14 protein-coding genes are annotated in these 17,134 nt (G+C 62.5%); 9 read left to right on the top strand and 5 right to left on the bottom strand.

Going from position 1 to position 17,134, the window contains the following annotated elements; genetic code table 11:
• The first annotated feature begins 40 nt into the window (after nt 1–40).
• The 7 genes from NUH87_RS09075 to NUH87_RS09045 all read left to right on the top strand — a co-directional run bounded on the left by NUH87_RS09075 (nt 41) and on the right by NUH87_RS09045 (nt 7,892).
• Nucleotides 41–568: a DUF2059 domain-containing protein gene (locus NUH87_RS09075; protein ID WP_040069945.1), complete on the top strand. Its 528-nt coding sequence runs from the start codon at nt 41–43 to the stop codon at nt 566–568.
• 12 nt (nt 569–580) lie between these two features.
• Nucleotides 581–877 (top strand): BolA family protein, encoded by a 297-nt coding sequence (locus NUH87_RS09070; protein WP_338525679.1) that lies wholly within the window; start codon nt 581–583, stop codon nt 875–877.
• 118 nt (nt 878–995) lie between these two features.
• Nucleotides 996–1,934, top strand: a complete 939-nt coding sequence (locus tag NUH87_RS09065; protein WP_338525678.1) for a rhodanese-related sulfurtransferase — start codon at nt 996–998, stop codon at nt 1,932–1,934.
• Nucleotides 1,935–1,970: 36 nt separating this feature from the next.
• The gene (locus tag NUH87_RS09060) at nt 1,971–2,573 is read left to right on the top strand and encodes a DsbA family protein (RefSeq protein WP_209437193.1); all 603 of its coding nucleotides are present in this window, start codon (nt 1,971–1,973) and stop codon (nt 2,571–2,573) included.
• Nucleotides 2,566–4,377, top strand: a complete 1,812-nt coding sequence (locus NUH87_RS09055; protein ID WP_338525677.1) for an ABC transporter ATP-binding protein — start codon at nt 2,566–2,568, stop codon at nt 4,375–4,377. The genes NUH87_RS09060 and NUH87_RS09055 overlap by 8 nt, the downstream gene beginning before the upstream one ends.
• Nucleotides 4,378–4,588: 211 nt before the next feature.
• Nucleotides 4,589–7,048: an EAL domain-containing protein gene (locus tag NUH87_RS09050; RefSeq protein WP_338525676.1), complete on the top strand. Its 2,460-nt coding sequence runs from the start codon at nt 4,589–4,591 to the stop codon at nt 7,046–7,048.
• A gap of 79 nt (nt 7,049–7,127) precedes the next feature.
• Nucleotides 7,128–7,892, top strand: a complete 765-nt coding sequence (locus NUH87_RS09045) for a TenA family transcriptional regulator (RefSeq protein WP_422393932.1) — start codon at nt 7,128–7,130, stop codon at nt 7,890–7,892.
• Nucleotides 7,893–8,042: 150 nt separating this feature from the next.
• Here the strand turns inward: NUH87_RS09045 and NUH87_RS09040 are convergent, their stop codons facing one another.
• From NUH87_RS09040 to NUH87_RS09020, 5 genes are all read right to left on the bottom strand, one after another.
• Nucleotides 8,043–8,969, bottom strand: a complete 927-nt coding sequence (locus tag NUH87_RS09040; protein ID WP_338525674.1) for a GGDEF domain-containing protein — start codon at nt 8,967–8,969, stop codon at nt 8,043–8,045.
• 372 nt (nt 8,970–9,341) lie between these two features.
• Nucleotides 9,342–10,082, bottom strand: a complete 741-nt coding sequence (locus tag NUH87_RS09035) for a YciK family oxidoreductase (protein WP_338525673.1) — start codon at nt 10,080–10,082, stop codon at nt 9,342–9,344.
• Between the two features lie 36 nt (nt 10,083–10,118).
• The gene (gene mupP, locus NUH87_RS09030; protein ID WP_040069968.1) at nt 10,119–10,790 is read right to left on the bottom strand and encodes an N-acetylmuramic acid 6-phosphate phosphatase MupP; all 672 of its coding nucleotides are present in this window, start codon (nt 10,788–10,790) and stop codon (nt 10,119–10,121) included.
• A 3-nt stretch (nt 10,791–10,793) separates the two neighbouring features.
• Nucleotides 10,794–11,492: a bifunctional 2-polyprenyl-6-hydroxyphenol methylase/3-demethylubiquinol 3-O-methyltransferase UbiG gene (ubiG, locus tag NUH87_RS09025; RefSeq protein ID WP_040069970.1), complete on the bottom strand. Its 699-nt coding sequence runs from the start codon at nt 11,490–11,492 to the stop codon at nt 10,794–10,796.
• An 88-nt stretch (nt 11,493–11,580) separates the two neighbouring features.
• Complete coding sequence (locus tag NUH87_RS09020) at nt 11,581–12,912, bottom strand: TRZ/ATZ family hydrolase (protein WP_338525672.1); 1,332 nt, start codon at nt 12,910–12,912, stop codon at nt 11,581–11,583.
• Between the two features lie 109 nt (nt 12,913–13,021).
• Between NUH87_RS09020 and mtnA the strand changes: the two genes are divergently transcribed.
• Entirely contained in the window at nt 13,022–14,098 is a 1,077-nt protein-coding gene (gene mtnA / locus NUH87_RS09015; protein ID WP_040069973.1) for an S-methyl-5-thioribose-1-phosphate isomerase, read from the top strand.
• 327 nt (nt 14,099–14,425) lie between these two features.
• Entirely contained in the window at nt 14,426–17,077 is a 2,652-nt protein-coding gene (gene gyrA / locus NUH87_RS09010) for a DNA gyrase subunit A (protein ID WP_338525671.1), read from the top strand.
• The last annotated feature ends 57 nt before the right edge of the window (nt 17,078–17,134 follow it).

The following is a 17,134-nucleotide window of genomic DNA, read 5'->3' as shown; positions in this document are numbered from 1 at the left end:
CCCTTGGGGTTTTACCTCGCCTGTTTAGAAAGGAAACTCGATGACCCGTCTTCGTGCCCTCTGTACCGCGGTTGCTCTGGTATGCGCCAGCGGCCAGGTTTTCGCCGATACCGCCAGCCACAACGCCAGTGCCGAAGCTTTCCTGACGTTGGCCCATGCCGACAAGCTGGGGACCCCGGTCTACGCGCAAGTGCAGCAAATGTTCGCCCAGCGTTTCGAGCAGACCCAGGCGCCGGCCTCGAAAAAACCGTTGCTGGACACCTACCAGGCCAAGGCCAATGCCGCCCTGGACCAGGCCATCGGCTGGAACAAGCTGAAGCCGGACATGGTCAAGCTCTACACCGACAACTTCAGCGAATCCGAGCTCAAGGACCTGGTGGCGTTCTACCAGTCGCCACTGGGCAAGAAAGTCCTGGAAAAAATGCCGCAGCTGACCCAGCAATCGGCCATGATGACCCAGGCCAAGCTGGAAAGCGCGGTACCGGTGGTGAACAAGCTGCTCGAGGACATGACCAACGAGCTGGCACCCGCCAAGGCCGCAGCGCCGGCAGCCAAGAAAAAGCCGTAAGCGGAGCCTGACATGAGCATGCAGCAACGTATCGAAACCGCATTGACCGCCCTGCAACCCGAGCACCTGCAAGTCCTGGACGAAAGCCATATGCACAGCCGCGGGTTGCAGACCCACTTCAAGGCGGTGCTGGTCAGCGAGCAGTTTGCCGGGTTGAACAGCGTCAAGCGCCACCAGAAGGTCTACGCCACCCTGGGCGACCTGATGAGTGAGTTCCATGCGTTGGCCCTGCATACCTACACCCCTGAAGAGTGGGTGAAAATCGGCGCGGCACCGGCATCGCCGGTCTGCGCCGGCGGAGGGCATTGATCCCTGGTTTTTCGACCGGTGTTTTTTTGCTAGAATCCGCAACGCGCCGCTCTGTCGGCGCGTTTTTTTTGCATCCGGTTCGCCCTTTGCGAGGGCAGCCACCTGGAGAGAATCACCCATGACTCAACCCATAGTCGTGGCGGCACTTTACAAGTTCGTCACTCTGGAAGACTACGTTGCCTTGCGCGAGCCACTGCTGCAGGCCATGGTCGACAACGGCATCAAGGGCACCCTGCTGATCGCCGAAGAAGGCATCAACGGTACCGTTTCCGGTAGCCGCGAAGGCATCGATGGCCTGTTGGCCTGGCTCAAGCTGGATCCGCGGATGGTCGATATCGACCACAAGGAATCCTATTGCGACGACCAGCCGTTCTATCGGACCAAGGTCAAGCTGAAGAAGGAAATCGTCACCCTGGGTGTCGAGGGCGTGGACCCGAACAAGCAGGTCGGCACCTATGTCGATCCGCAGGACTGGAATGCCTTGATCGCTGACCCGGAAGTGTTGCTGATCGACACCCGCAACGATTATGAAGTCTCGATCGGCACCTTCGAAGGCGCCATCGACCCGAAGACCACCAGTTTTCGCGAATTCCCTGACTACATCAAAGCCCATTTCGACCCGGCCAGGCACAAGAAAGTCGCCATGTTCTGCACCGGCGGCATTCGTTGCGAGAAGGCCTCCAGCTACATGCTCGGCGAGGGCTTCGACGAGGTTTATCACCTCAAGGGCGGGATCCTCAAGTACCTCGAAGAGGTGCCCCAGGAGCAAAGCAAGTGGCAGGGCGACTGCTTTGTCTTCGACAATCGCGTCACCGTGCGCCACGACCTCAGCGAAGGCGACTACGATCAATGTCATGCCTGTCGTACACCGGTCAGCGTCGAGGACCGTGCGTCGGAGCACTACGTGGCCGGTATCAGTTGCCCGCATTGCTGGGACAAGTTGAGCGAGAAGACCCGTCGCAGCGCCATCGACCGGCAGAAGCAGATCGAACTGGCCAAGGCACGCAACCAGCCGCACCCGATCGGTTACAACTACCGTCAATCTTCCGAGGGCTGAACCATGTCCGCGCGCCTGCTCTATGTCATGGACCCGATGTGTTCCTGGTGCTGGGGATTTGCCCCGGTGGCCGAGGCTCTGGTCAAGCAGGCGCAGGCGGCGGGTGTCGAACTGCACCTGGTGATGGGCGGTTTGCGCACCGGCAGCGGCACCGCGCTGGAACCGACGACCCGGCGCTATATCCTGGAACACTGGCAGGCGGTCACCGAGACCACCGGCCAGCCGTTCAAGCTCGACGGTGCCTTGCCGGACGGTTTCGTCTACGACACCGAGCCGGCCTGTCGGGCCGTCGTCACGGCGCGCAGCCTGGCGCCGGACTGTGCGTGGACGCTGGTGGGGCTGATCCAGCGGGCCTTTTATGTCGAGGGGCGTGATGTCACGCAGGCCAGCGTGCTGGTGGAGCTGGCGGAACAGGCCGGACTGCCGCGCATCGAATTTGCCGGCGCCTTCGACACGGCCGAGCAGCATGCGGCCACCGCCGCCGATTTCACCTGGGTCCAGGACCTGGGGATTGCCGGTTTCCCGACCTTGCTGGCCGAACGCAATGGCCAGTTGGCGCTGCTGACCAACGGCTACCAGCCGCTGGCTGAACTCGCTCCGCTGCTCGGCCGTTGGCTGGAGCGTGCGGCCTGTGCTTGATCAGCCCGACCCCGTCAAACCACCTGCGGACCGTCTGAGCTGGGCAGAAATTCGGCGCCTGGCCCTGCGGCATAAAAAAGCGCTGTGGGTCGCCAATGCGGTGGCCGTACTGGCGACCTTGTGCAGCGTGCCGATTCCCCTGTTGTTGCCCTTGCTGGTGGACGAAGTCCTGCTGGGGCATGGCGATGCCGCGCTCAAGGTCATGAACCACCTGCTGCCCGGCCCCTGGCAGCGCGCTGTCGGCTATATCGGCCTGATGCTGCTGGCGACCCTGGCCCTGCGCTGCGGGGCGCTGGTGTTCAACGTGGTGCAGGCGCGGCTGTTCGCCGGGTTGGCCAAGGACATCGTCTATCGCATCCGCACACGGCTGATCGAACGCCTGAAGCGCATTTCCCTGGGTGAATACGAAAGCCTGGGCAGCGGTACCGTGACCACGCACCTGGTGACCGACCTGGACACCCTGGACAAATTCGTCGGCGAAACCCTGAGCCGCTTTCTGGTGGCGATGCTGACGCTGGTGGGGACCTCCGCCATCCTGGTCTGGATGCACTGGAAGCTGGCGCTGCTGATCCTGCTGTTCAACCCGCTGGTGATCTACGCCACGGTGCAGTTGGGCAAGCGGGTCAAGCACCTCAAGAAGCTGGAAAACGACAGCACCTCGCGCTTTACCCAGGCCTTGACCGAGACCCTCGACGCGATCCAGGAAGTGCGCGCCGGCAATCGCCAGGGATTTTTCCTCGGCCGCCTGGGGATGCGCGCCCGGGAAGTGCGTGACTATGCCGTGGCTTCCCAATGGAAAAGCGACGCATCGAGCCGGGCCACCGGGCTGCTGTTCCAGTTCGGTATCGATATCTTCCGGGCGGCGGCGATGCTCACGGTGCTGTTTTCGGACCTGTCGATCGGCCAGATGCTCGCGGTGTTCAGTTACCTCTGGTTCATGATCGGGCCGGTGGAGCAACTGTTGAACCTGCAATATGCCTTCTACGCCGCCGGCGGTGCGCTTGAGCGGATCAACGAATTGCTGGCGCGGGCCGACGAACCGCAGTACCCCGGCGGCGTCGATCCCTTCGTGGGGCGTGACACCGTGGGCATCGAGGTGCAGGCCTTGAGTTTCGCCTATGGCGAGGAGCCGGTGCTCGACCAGTTGGACCTGTCCATCGCCCCCGGCGAAAAAGTCGCGATTGTCGGGGCCAGCGGCGGCGGCAAAAGCACACTGGTTCAACTGCTGCTGGGGCTGTATACGCCCCAGGCCGGGACCATCCGCTTCGGCGGTGCGTCACAGGCCGATATCGGCCTGGACACAGTGCGCGAGAACGTCGCGGTGGTGTTGCAGCATCCGGCGCTGTTCAACGATACGGTACGCGCCAACCTCACCATGGGCCGCGAGCGCAGCGATGAAGCCTGCTGGCGGGCACTGGAAATTGCCCAGCTCGACGCTACGATCAAAGTGTTGCCGCAAGGCCTGGACAGCATTGTCGGGCGCTCCGGGGTGCGCTTGTCCGGTGGCCAGCGTCAGCGCCTGGCCATTGCCCGGATGGTGCTGGCCGAGCCCAAGGTGGTGATCCTCGACGAAGCGACCTCGGCGCTGGACGCGGCCACCGAATACAACCTGCACCAGGCCTTGAGCCGGTTTCTCAGCGGTCGTACGACCTTGATCATTGCCCACCGCCTGTCCGCGGTGAAACAGGCCGATCGGGTGCTGGTATTCGATGGCGGGCGGATTGCCGAGGACGGCGACCACCAGCAGCTCATTGCCGACGGCGGTCTTTATGCCAAGCTGTACGGGCATCTGCAAAAAATTTGACGTGCTTGAGTTTTGCCTGGTTTTCTGTGCTTAGTGATTGAATTGGCTGGCGGAAAGACTGTTTTCTCTGTGCGTGCGAGCGATGGATGAGTTCCGGGGGGCGGCAAGGGATCGTTGATCCCTTCGATATCGTGGAAATTAGCCTAGGCTGTGCTATCAGAAGTGGATTTCTCTCGAGTGCTCATCTGGCAGTGCTGATGCAAGGGATCTCATGAAGCAAACGCGGACTCTCGGAACGCCACGGCTGTTGGGCATCGTCTGGCCATTTATCGCTGTTGTCCTGCTTCAGGCCTTGCTGGGCTGCCTGAGCCTGTACGTGCTTTCCGCCGTGCGTGGTTATGTGGCCGGCGAGAGCCTCTGGTCCAAGGGCCAGAAGGACGCCATCTACTACCTCAACCTGTACGCCGATAGCCGCGACGAAACGATTTTCCGCAAATACCAGGAGGCCATTGCCGTTCCCCAGGGTGGGCACGACCTGCGTATCGCCCTGGATGCGCCGACGCCGGACCTTGCGGCGGCCCGGCGCGGTATCCTGCAAGGCGGCAACCACCCCGACGATGTCTCCAGCATCATCTGGTTGTACCTGAACTTCCGCCACTTCAGCTACATGCAACGGGCCATTGAAAAATGGACGGTGGGCGACAGCTACCTGGTGCACCTGGACACGGTCGCCCAGCAGATGCACCGGGCGATCTCCGTCAACCAGGACAGCAATGACGATATCCAGCGCTGGAAGAGTCAGATCTTTGCCATCAACGATGGCGTGACGCCGGCTGCCAGGGCCTTCAGCGATGCCCTGGGCGAAGGCTCGCGGGTCATTCTGCGGCTGTTGCTGATCACCAACCTGGCCACCGCCCTGGGGCTGATCGCCCTGGCCTTGCTGCGCACGCACAAGCTGCTGGCCCAGCGCCATGCCATTGCCGATGCCTTGCAACTGGAAAAGGACCGGGCGCAGATCACCCTCGAGTCCATTGGCGACGGGGTCATCACCACCGATGTGGACGGCGCTATCGCGTATATGAACCCGGCCGCCGAGCACCTGACCCACTGGAAAGCCGCGCAGGCCTGTGGCTTGCCCCTGGCGGCGCTGTTCAACCTGTTGGACGAGAATGCCCAGGACGATGGTTTTACCCTGATCGAGCATATCCTCAGTGGCCGCTTGAAAGGTGGCAGCGAGCATTCCAAGCTGATCCAGCGCCTGGACGGCAGTACCGTGTCGGTCACCCTGGTGGGCGCACCGATCCGCAACGCCGGCAAGGTCAGTGGCACGGTGCTGGTGCTGCACGACATGACCCAGGAGCGGCAATACATCGCCAACCTGTCCTGGCAGGCCACCCATGATGCCCTGACGGGACTGGCCAACCGGCGCGAATTCGAGTATCGCCTGGAGCTGGCGCTGTACAACCAGAATCGCCAGCCCGCACGGCACGCGTTGATGTTCCTCGACCTGGACCAGTTCAAGTTGGTCAATGACACCTGCGGTCATGCGGCCGGCGATGAATTGCTCCGGCATATCTGTGCATTGCTGCAATCCGGCTTGCGCGAGGGCGATACCCTGGCACGCCTGGGGGGCGACGAGTTCGGGATACTGCTGGAGAACTGTCCGGCGGAGGCGGCGGAAAAGATCGCCGAAGGTCTGCGACAGACCGTACAGAACCTGCATTTCGTCTGGAAAGGGCGACCGTTCCAGACGACGGTCAGTATCGGCCTGGTGCATATCGCCCAGGTGCCGACCACGCTGGAGGCCTCGCTGCGGGCGGCGGACATGGCCTGCTACATGGCCAAGGAGAAGGGGCGCAACCGGGTTCAGGTTTATCACGCGGACGATTCGGAGTTGTCCCTGCGCTTCGGCGAGATGGCCTGGGTCCAGCGTTTGCACATGGCCCTGGAAGAAAACCGTTTCTGCCTGTACGCACAGGAAATCGCCTCCCTGGGGCATGCCGATCACTCCGCCGGCCATGTGGAAATCCTCCTGCGTTTGCACGACGAGGCGGGGCGGATGATCCTGCCCGACAGCTTTATCCCGGCCGCCGAACGCTATGGCCTGATGACTCAACTCGATCGTTGGGTGGTGCAGAACGTCTTCAAGGTCATTGCCGAATGCATCGCCCAGCAGCGCGAAGGGGCGATGGCGATGTGCGCGATCAATCTGTCGGGCATTACCATTGGCGACGAGGAGTTCCTGGGCTTCCTGCATGAGCAGTTCAAAGTGTATGGCATTCCCGCGGATATGATTTGTTTCGAAATAACTGAAACCAGCGCCATCTCCAATCTCGGCAGCGCCATACGATTTATCAATGAACTCAAGAGCTTGGGCTGTCGCTTCTCCCTGGACGACTTTTGTGCCGGAATGTCTTCGTTCGCTTATCTCAAACATTTGCCTGTAGACTTCCTGAAGATCGATGGAAGTTTCGTAAAGGATATGCTGGACGACCCGATTAACCGCGCCATGGTCGAGGTGATCAATCACATCGGCCATGTCATGGGGAAGCGAACGATTGCAGAGTTTGTCGAAACGCCGCAGATCGAGCAGGCCTTGCTCGAGATCGGTGTCGACTACGCTCAAGGCTACGTGATTGAGCGACCGCAATTGTTCACTTGTGACAGCCTGTTGTGTCGACCGGCACGACCTCGGCCACTCCTGCTCAAGGCGCCCGGTACATTCCGCTGAAACCTTTGCTGATCTGCTTAAATCACCACTCAGAAGGAGCCCGATAGTGATCGACACATTCAGCAGAACCGGCCCGCTTATGGAGGCCTCCAGCTACCCCGCGTGGGCGCAGCAGCTCATTCAGGACTGTAGCGAGAGCAAGCGCCGGGTTGTCGAACACGAACTTTACCAGCGGATGCGCGACAACAGGCTGAGCGCGAAAACCATGCGCCACTATCTGATTGGCGGCTGGCCGGTGGTTGAACAGTTTGCGTTATACATGGCACAGAACCTCACCAAGACCCGTTTTGCCCGCCATCCCGGCGAGGACATGGCGCGGCGTTGGCTGATGCGCAATATCCGCGTGGAACTGAACCACGCCGACTATTGGTTGCATTGGAGCCGGGCCCACGGCGTGACCCTCGAGGACCTGCAGGAGCAGCGGGTGCCGCCCGAGCTGCACGCGCTGAGTCATTGGTGCTGGCACACCAGTTCGGCTGATCCCTTGATCGTGGCGATTGCCGCGACCAACTACGCCATCGAAGGGGCCACCGGCGAATGGTCGGCGCTGGTCTGTTCGACGGGGGTCTATGCGGCGGCGTTCCCGGAGGAAGACCGCAAGCGTGCGATGAAATGGTTGAAGATGCATGCCCAGTACGATGATGCCCATCCGTGGGAAGCACTGGAAATCATCTGCACCCTGGCCGGCAACAATCCCGCCAAGGCGTTGCAGGTCGAGCTCCGGCAGGCGATCTGCAAGAGCTATGACTACATGTACCTGTTCCTGGAACGTTGCATGCAGCTGGAGCCCGCGGAAAAGGCTCCGGCTGCCCGTGGACGCCAGGCCGCCCTCGCTGAGGGCTGACTTGCACTGTAGGTCGACGCGGTCACTGTGGGAGCGGCCGGTCGACGCTCGATTGCCGGCGATGAGGCCCTCTAGTCTTGCTGCGTCTATCCAGACGCCATCGTCGGCAAGCCGGCTCCTACAATAAGAACAAGGTTTGTGTGGTGGGGGTTACCCCGCCATGGCCAGTCGGTTGCGACCCTCCCGCTTGGCCACATACAGGGCACTGTCCGCGCGGCGTAGCAGGCTTTCCGTGGACTCTCCCGGCAACAGCGTGGCGCAACCCAGGCTCACCGTCAGGCTGATCAGTTGGCCATCACCTTGGTAATCCTGGACTTGTGCCGCATGGCGCAGGCGCTCACCCACCAATGCTGCCGCTTCACGGTGGGTATTGGACAGCAGGATCAGAAACTCCTCGCCGCCATAGCGGAACACCCTGTCGATATTACGCAGTTGGTCCTTGATCGAGGCGGCCACGGTCTTGAGTACCGTGTCGCCGACGCTGTGTCCGTAGTTGTCATTGATCTGCTTGAAGTGGTCGATATCCAGCATCAGCACCGAGATCGGCTGGCCATGGCGGCGCGCCAGTTCGAACTCCCGTTGCAGGGCCTGCTCCATGGCGACACGGTTGCCGGTTTCGGTCAGCGGGTCGCGCAGGGCACTGCGGGTGGCGGCACGATAGAGCAGGGCGTTGCGCATCGGATACAACAGGCTCGCCAGCAATGACTCCAGGCTGCCCAGTTCCTGTTCGGTGAAGCGTTGGTTGCGACGGAATATCAGCTCGCCCAGCTGCTCGCCTTCATGGCTCAGGCTGTAGCTGATCGAGTGATGGCCGCGCTGTCCGAACTCCAGGCGCAGATCACTGATCGGGTGCAGGTATTTCAACGCATCGAGCGGGACCACGCGCTGAATCTCGTGGAAGAAGATTTCCAGGATGCGCGCAGGCTCCAGGCTGATTTGCAACTGCAGGGCCAGTTGCTGGCGCAGTTGAGCCAGGCTGATGGGGCGTTGCTGGGTGAGCGGGAGCTGGCCAAAGCCCAGCCGTTGCAATCTGGCGCGATCGAAGTCAATTGCGTTGGTCTGGGTCGGCGTTTTCATGGTGGCAAGCCCCTAAGCGCAGAGTACGGTCTTGCAGGCTGGGCGAGAGCGGCTTGGGGCAACGCATCTTACTGGTCCATCAGTCCGGCAGGACCTTGGTACCAGTCTAGTCCTTTTGGCCCAGGCTTCTATAGCCGGTCGATGCAGCTCCCCCAGGCAACGCTCGCGCTGCATGTCTGAGGAAGTTAGAGCGAAAGTCGTGCCAATCGGCCCAACCGAATAAAACTCGTTTGAATTCAGTGGGATCGATTTGTCGGGGCGGGCGTCGCGGGCAGAAAGGGTGGCAGTTGTTTGACTGGCGCTGATGGCTTTTTGAAATTGCGCTCCTGCGCGCCGGTATTCCGGCGCACAGGGGCAGGGCGATGCGGATGCTTACTGTGCGTCGAAGGCCTGGCCGTTGACGCCGCTGCTGTCGGGCCCCATCAGGTACAGGTAGACCGGCATGATCTGTTGCGGTGTCGGGTTGTTTTCCGGGTTCTCGCCGGGATAGGCCTGGGCCCGCATGCTGGTGCGGGTGGCGCCGGGGTTGATGCTGTTGGCGCGCACCGGAGCCACCGTATCGAGCTCGTCGGCCAGGGTTTGCATCAGGCCCTCGGTGGCGAACTTGGAAACCCCATAGGCGCCCCAGTAGGCGCGGCCTTTGCGGCCGACGCTGCTGGACGTGAAGATCACCGAGGCGTCCTGGGACAGCTTGAGCAGGGGCAGCAAGGTGCTGGTCAGCATGAACATGGCATTGACGTTGACGTGCATGACACGCATGAAGTTTTCGCCGGACAGCTGTTCCAGCGGCGTACGCGGGCCAATGATGGACGCGTTGTGCAGCAGGCCGTCGAGGTGGCCGAATTCGCTTTCGATCATCGCCGCCAGCTCGTCGTACTGGTGCGGCAGGGCGGTTTCCAGGTTGAACGGGATCACCACCGGTTGTGGGTGGCCGGCGGCTTCGATCTCGTCGTAGACCTGGCTCAGGTTGGCTTCGGTCTTGCCCAGCAGCAGCACGGTGGCGCCGTGGGCGGCATAGGTCTTCGCGGCCGCGGCGCCGATGCCACGACCGGCACCTGTCACCAGGATGACACGGTCCTTGAGCAGGTCGGGGCGGGCGGAATAATCGAACATGGCTAAACCTCTACAAATGTAAAACAGGCAGGCGGCTCAACAGCTGCACAGCGCGTTATCCAATACCTTGCGCAACTCCAGCGGGTGATCGACCACCACATCGGCGCCCCAGTGATCGGGGTTGTCTTCCGGGTGAATGTAGCCGTAGCGCACGGCCGCGGTGCGGGTACCGGCGTCGCGCCCGGACTCGATATCACGCAGGTCGTCCCCCACGAATAATACGCTGGCCGGGTCCAGGTCGAGCATCTTGCAGGCCAGGATCAGCGGCTCCGGGTCGGGCTTGCTGTTCTTCACATGGTCCGGGCAGATCAGCAGCGCCGAGCGCTCCGCCAGTCCCAGCTGTTGCATGATCGGCTCGGCAAAGCGCAACGGTTTGTTGGTGACCACGCCCCAGCGCAGATTGGCCTTCTCGATGTCGGCCAGCAGCTCGGTCATGCCGTCGAACAGGCGGCTATGGACGGCGCAGGCCTTGAGGTAGCGCTCCAGGAACTCCTGGCGCAAATCCTCGAAGCCCGGCGACTCGGGGTCCATCATGAAGGTCACGGCGACCATGGCGCGAGCGCCGCCGGAGATCTCGTCGCGAATCGACTGGTCGGCAATCGGCGGCAGGCCGCGATCGGCCAGCATGGCCTGGCAGATGGCGATGAAGTCCGGCGCGGTGTCGAGCAGGGTGCCGTCCATGTCGAAGAGAACCGCTCTCAAGCGCATCGGTTATTCCTCGCGCAGGGTCTGGATCATGTAGTTGACGTCGACGTCCGCGGCCAGCTTGTAGTGCTTGGTCAGGGGGTTGTAGGTCAGGCCGATGATGTCCTTGACCGCCAGGCCCGCTTCGCGGCTCCAGGCACCCAGCTCCGACGGGCGGATGAATTTCTTGAAGTCGTGGGTACCGCGCGGCAGCAGGCCCATGATGTATTCCGCGCCGACGATGGCGAACAGATAGGCCTTGGGGTTGCGGTTGATGGTGGAGAAGAACACCTGGCCGCCAGGCTTGACCATGCGAAAGCAGGCACGGATCACCGAGGACGGGTCGGGAACGTGCTCGAGCATTTCCAGGCAGGTCACGACGTCAAACTGTTCGGGCATTTCCTCGGCCAGGGCTTCGGCGGTGATCTGCCGATATTCGACGTCGACACCGGACTCCAGCTGGTGCAGTTGGGCCACGGCCAGGGGCGCTTCGCCCATGTCGATGCCCATGACGGTGGCGCCGCGCTGGGCCATGGCCTCGCTGAGAATGCCGCCGCCGCAACCGACGTCGAGGACCTTCTTGCCGGCGAGCTTGACCCGCTCGTCGATCCAGTTGACCCGCAGCGGGTTGATGTCGTGAAGCGGTTTGAACTCGCTTTCGCGGTCCCACCAGCGATGGGCCAGGGCTTCGAACTTGGCGATTTCAGCGTGGTCGACGTTGCTCATGGGCTATCCTCTAAAGCTTGGAAATCAGGTTGATGTCGCCTATCAGGGTGGCGCCATCTTCAATTCAATGCGCTCGGTGGCGCGTCAATCAGTGTCCGTGGCCGCCGATGCGTTGGCCCCAGGACCGGGCCGTGGCGTTCAGGCGCTGTTCATCCAGGCGGGTCAGGCGCCGGTCTTCGAGCAGTGGCTTGCCGCCGACCCAGAGATGTTGCACGCAGTCGCGACCGCTGGCGTAGATCAGCTGCGACACCGGGTCGTAGATAGGCTGCTGGGCCAGGCCCGACAGGTCGAAAGCGACGATGTCCGCGGCCTTGCCGACTTCCAGCGAGCCGATCTCCTGCTCCAGGCCCAGGGCCCGAGCACCATTGAGGGTCGCCATGCGCAGCGCACGGTGCGCGTCCAGTGCCGTGGCGGAGCCGGCGACGGCCTTGGCCAGCAGGGCGGCGGCGCGGGTTTCGCCGAGCAGGTCGAGGTCGTTGTTGCTCGCCGCGCCGTCGGTCCCCACGGCCATATTCACGCCGGCCTGCCACAGGCGCTGCACCGGGCAGAAGCCGCTGGCCAGTTTCAGGTTCGATTCCGGGCAGTGGACCACGCTGGTGTTGCTTTCTACCAGCAGTGCCAGGTCATCATCGCTGACCTGGGTCATGTGAACGGCCTGGAAGCGCGGACCGAGCAGGCCGAGGCGGCCCAGGCGCGCCAGCGGGCGTTCGCCGCGTTGCTCCAGCGATTGCTGCACCTCGAAGGCGGTTTCGTGCACGTGCATGTGGATCGCGGCGTCGAGTTCTTCGGCGATCACCCGGACTTTTTCCAGGTTTTCGTCGCCAACGGTGTAGGGTGCATGGGGGCCAAAGGCTATCTTGATCCGCGGATGGTGCTTCAGCTCGCCGAACAGTTCGACGGCCTGGCGCAGGGAGTCATCGACGCTGGCGGCGCCGGGGATCGGGAAATCGAGGATCGGGACGGCGATCTGTGCGCGAATGCCGCTGTTGTGCACGCGTTCACTGGCGACTTTAGGGAAGAAATACATGTCCGCGAAACAACTGATACCGCCCTTGAGTTGCTCGGCGATGGCCAGGTCGGTGCCATCGCGGACGAAGGCTTCGTCGACCCATCTGGCTTCGGCGGGCCAGATATGCTGTTCCAGCCAGGTCATGAGCGGCAGGTCGTCGGCCAGGCCGCGAAACAGTGTCATGGCGGCATGCCCATGGGCATTGACCAGGCCAGGGGCGAGCAGGGTATCCGGCAGCTCGCGGACTTCTGCGGCGCCGAGTGCAAGCGCCTCGGCCCGTGTACCGATAAAGGCGATGCGTCCGTCGCGAATGCCCAGGCCATGCTCCTTGAGTACCACGCCGGCGGGTTCGACAGGGACCAGCCAGGTCGGTAGCAGGAGAAGATCGAGCGGGGCTGCGGTGTTCGGCATCGTGGGCGGCGTCCGGGCTTTATCTGGAATAATGGCGAAGTATACCCGAGCGTCCTCGCTGGGGGATCGCTATAATCGGCGGCTTTTGTCGCTTCGTTGAGGATGAATCATGCGTAATCGATTGTTGGCTGCGGAAAAAGTGAAGGCCATCGATTGGCGTGATGGTGCCTTGTATCTGCTCGATCAGCGCATTCTGCCGTTCGAGGAAACCTGGTTGGCTTACGACAGTGCCGCAGGGGTTGCCGAGGCGATTCGCTCGATGGTGGTGCGCGGGGCGCCGGCCATCGGCATCAGCGCCGCCTATGGCGTGGTGCTGGCGGCGCGGGCGCGACGGGCGCAGGGCGGCGACTGGCTGGCGGCGATGGAAGCCGATTTTGCTCTGCTGGCGAGTTCGCGACCGACCGCGGTCAATCTGTTCTGGGCCCTGGACCGGATGCGTGAGCGTCTGGAGCGGGTCAAGGACGGCGCCGATCCGCTGGCGGCCCTGGAGCTCGAGGCGATCGCGATCCATGAAAGCGATCGCGAGGCCAACCTGACCATGGCGCAGCTGGGGGTGGACCTGATCCGCAAGCACCAGGGCAATGCCCAGGCGATCCTCACCCACTGCAATACCGGCGCCCTGGCCACCGGCGGCTTCGGTACGGCCCTGGGAGTGATTCGCGGCGCCTTCCTGGAGGGCATGGTCGAGCAGGTCTATGCCGATGAGACCCGGCCCTGGCTGCAAGGCTCGCGCCTGACCGCCTGGGAGTTGGCCAACGAAGGCATCCCGGTGTCCCTGAACGCCGATTCGGCTGCCGCGCACATCATGAAGACCAAGGGCGTGACCTGGGTGATCGTCGGCGCCGACCGCATTACCGCCAATGGCGACGTGGCCAACAAGATCGGTACCTATCAACTGGCGGTCTGCGCCATGCACCATGGTGTGCGCTTCATGGTGGTGGCCCCGAGTTCGACCATCGACATGGACCTGGCCAGCGGCGACGACATCCCGATCGAGGAGCGCGACGGCAGCGAACTGTTGAGTGTCGGTGGTCATCGGGTCGGGGCCGAAGTCGATGCCTTCAATCCGGTCTTCGATGTGACGCCGGCGGACCTGATCGATGTCATCGTGACCGAAAAAGGCATTGTCGAACGTCCGGACACCGCGAAGATGGCGCAGTTGATGTGCCGCAAGCGTCTGCATTGACCTGCTTTTGTCCCTGGCCGAAGAGTATTTTGCCCGCCTCAGGGGTGGTCATCTTGCCTGTAGGCCCCTCTCGGCGCGCTCTCGGTGGGTTGCAGCTGCCGCCCGTCTACTTCCTTGCCTATCCCGGGGTAGGTGCGTGGCGGCGATTGTGATAACATCCGACGGTTTCCAGGGTAGCCCGAACCGGCTGCCTTCACTGCGCAGATCCAAGGCATAACTCGTTGATTTGTCGTAAGTCGTTGCAGGGCATCAGGCCCGCGGCGGCGAGCTTCGTTCGTCCCATATGGATGTGACGAAGTTTCACCAGAAAAAGGAATCAGGCTTCTCATGGGCGAACTGGCCAAAGAAATCCTCCCGGTCAATATCGAAGACGAGCTGAAACAGTCCTACCTCGACTACGCGATGAGCGTGATCGTCGGGCGGGCACTGCCTGATGCGCGCGATGGCTTGAAGCCCGTGCACCGGCGTGTGCTGTTCGCCATGAGCGAACTGGGCAACGACTGGAACAAGCCGTACAAGAAATCTGCCCGTGTGGTCGGTGACGTGATCGGTAAGTATCACCCGCACGGTGATACCGCGGTCTACGACACCATCGTTCGGATGGCGCAGCCATTCTCCCTGCGCTACCTGCTGGTCGATGGCCAGGGTAACTTCGGTTCCGTGGACGGCGACAACGCCGCGGCCATGCGATACACCGAAGTGCGCATGACCAAGCTGGCCCACGAGCTGCTGGCCGACCTGCACAAGGAAACCGTGGACTGGGTGCCGAACTATGACGGTACCGAGCAGATCCCGGCGGTCATGCCGACCCGTATCCCCAACCTGCTGGTCAACGGCTCCAGCGGTATCGCCGTGGGCATGGCGACCAACATCCCGCCGCACAACCTCGGTGAAGTCATCGACGGTTGCCTGGCGCTCATCGACAATCCCGACGTGACCGTCGATGACCTGATGCAATACATCCCGGGGCCGGACTTCCCGACAGCCGGGATCATCAACGGCCGCGCCGGCATCATCGAGGCCTATCGCACCGGTCGCGGGCGCATCTACATGCGCGCCCGCTCGACCGTCGAGGACATCGACAAGGTCGGCGGCCGCCAGCAGATCGTCATCACCGAGCTGCCGTACCAACTGAACAAGGCCCGCCTGATCGAGAAGATCGCCGAGCTGGTGAAAGAGAAGAAGCTCGAAGGTATTACCGAGCTGCGCGACGAGTCCGACAAGGATGGCATGCGCGTGGTCATCGAGCTGCGCCGTGGCGAAGTGCCGGAGGTGATTCTCAACAACCTCTATGCCCAGACCCAGTTGCAGAGCGTGTTCGGCATCAACATCGTCGCGCTGATCGACGGTCGTCCGCGGATCCTCAACCTCAAGGACCTGCTGGAAGCATTCGTGCGTCACCGTCGCGAAGTCGTGACCCGGCGTACCGTGTTCGAGCTGCGCAAGGCTCGCGAGCGTGGTCATATCCTCGAAGGCCAGGCGGTCGCGCTGTCGAACATCGATCCGGTCATCGCCCTGATCAAGGCTTCGCCGACGCCGTCGGAAGCCAAGGAAGCGCTGATCAGCACGCCTTGGGAATCCAGTGCGGTGATGACCATGGTCGAGCGCGCCGGCGCCGATTCCTGCCGTCCGGAAAACCTCGATCCGCAATACGGTCTGCGTGACGGCAAGTACTTCCTGTCGCCGGAACAGGCGCAAGCCATCCTGGAGCTGCGTCTGCACCGCCTGACCGGCCTGGAGCACGAGAAGCTGCTGGCCGAGTACCAGGAAATCCTCAACCAGATCGGCGAGCTGATCCGCATCCTCAACAGCGCCACGCGCCTGATGGAAGTGATTCGCGAGGAGCTGGAAGTCATTCGTGCCGAGTACGGCGACGTGCGTCGTACCGAAATCCTCGATGCCCGCCTGGACCTGACCCTGGGTGACATGATCCCGGAAGAAGACCGCGTGGTGACCATCTCCCACGGCGGCTACGCCAAGACCCAGCCGCTGGCGGCCTATCAGGCCCAGCGCCGCGGTGGCAAGGGCAAGTCGGCGACCGGCGTCAAGGATGAGGACTACATTGCCCACCTGCTGGTTGCCAACAGCCACACCACGCTGCTGCTGTTCTCCAGCAAGGGCAAGGTGTACTGGCTCAAGACCTATGAAATTCCCGAGGCTTCCCGCGCGGCCCGCGGTCGTCCGCTGGTGAACCTGCTGCCGCTGGATGAGGGTGAATACATCACCACCATGCTGCCGGTGGAGGAATACACCGAAGGTCACTACATCTTCATGGCGACCGCTGACGGTACCGTGAAGAAGACCCCGCTGGAAGCGTTCAGCCGCCAGCGCAGCGTCGGCCTGATCGCCCTGGAGCTGGACGAGGGCGACGTGCTGATCAGCGCCGCGATCACGGATGGCGAGCGCGAGGTCATGCTGTTCTCCGACGCCGGCAAGGTGACGCGCTTCAAGGAATCCGACGTACGTGCCATGGGCCGTACGGCGCGCGGTGTGCGCGGCATGCGCCTGAACGAAGGGCAGAAGCTGATCTCCATGATTATCCCGGAGGAAGGCAGCCAGATCCTCACGGCCTCCGAGCGCGGCTTCGGCAAGCGCACCGCGATCACCGAGTTCCCCGAGTACAAGCGCGGCGGCCAGGGTGTGATCGCCATGGTCAGCAACGAGCGTAACGGTCGTCTGGTCGGTGCGGTGCAGGTGCTCGACGGTGAGGAAATCATGCTGATTTCCGACCAGGGCACGCTGGTACGTACCCGGGTCGATGAAGTGTCCAGCCTGGGTCGCAATACCCAGGGCGTGACGCTGATCAAGCTGGCCAATGACGAAACGCTGGTGGGCCTGGAACGTGTCCAGGAGCCGTCGGAAGTCGAAGGCGAAGAACTGGAAGAAGGTGTCGGGTTCGATGGCGAAGCGCTGATCGACGACGGTGCCGACGACCAGCCGTTGGATTCGGCGACCGACGACGCGCAACCGCAGGACTAAAAAGCGCCTGTCTGCTCTACTCTCTGGCGTAGGCGTAGCCGGTCTGGAGTAGGGCGC

Origin of the sequence: Pseudomonas batumici (assembly GCF_036585405.1) — a bacterium.
GTDB classification, from domain to species: Bacteria; Pseudomonadota; Gammaproteobacteria; order Pseudomonadales; family Pseudomonadaceae; genus Aquipseudomonas; species Aquipseudomonas batumici.
The sequence above is the reverse complement of the archived record's forward strand: the minus strand, read 5'-3'. Positions and strand labels throughout refer to the sequence as shown.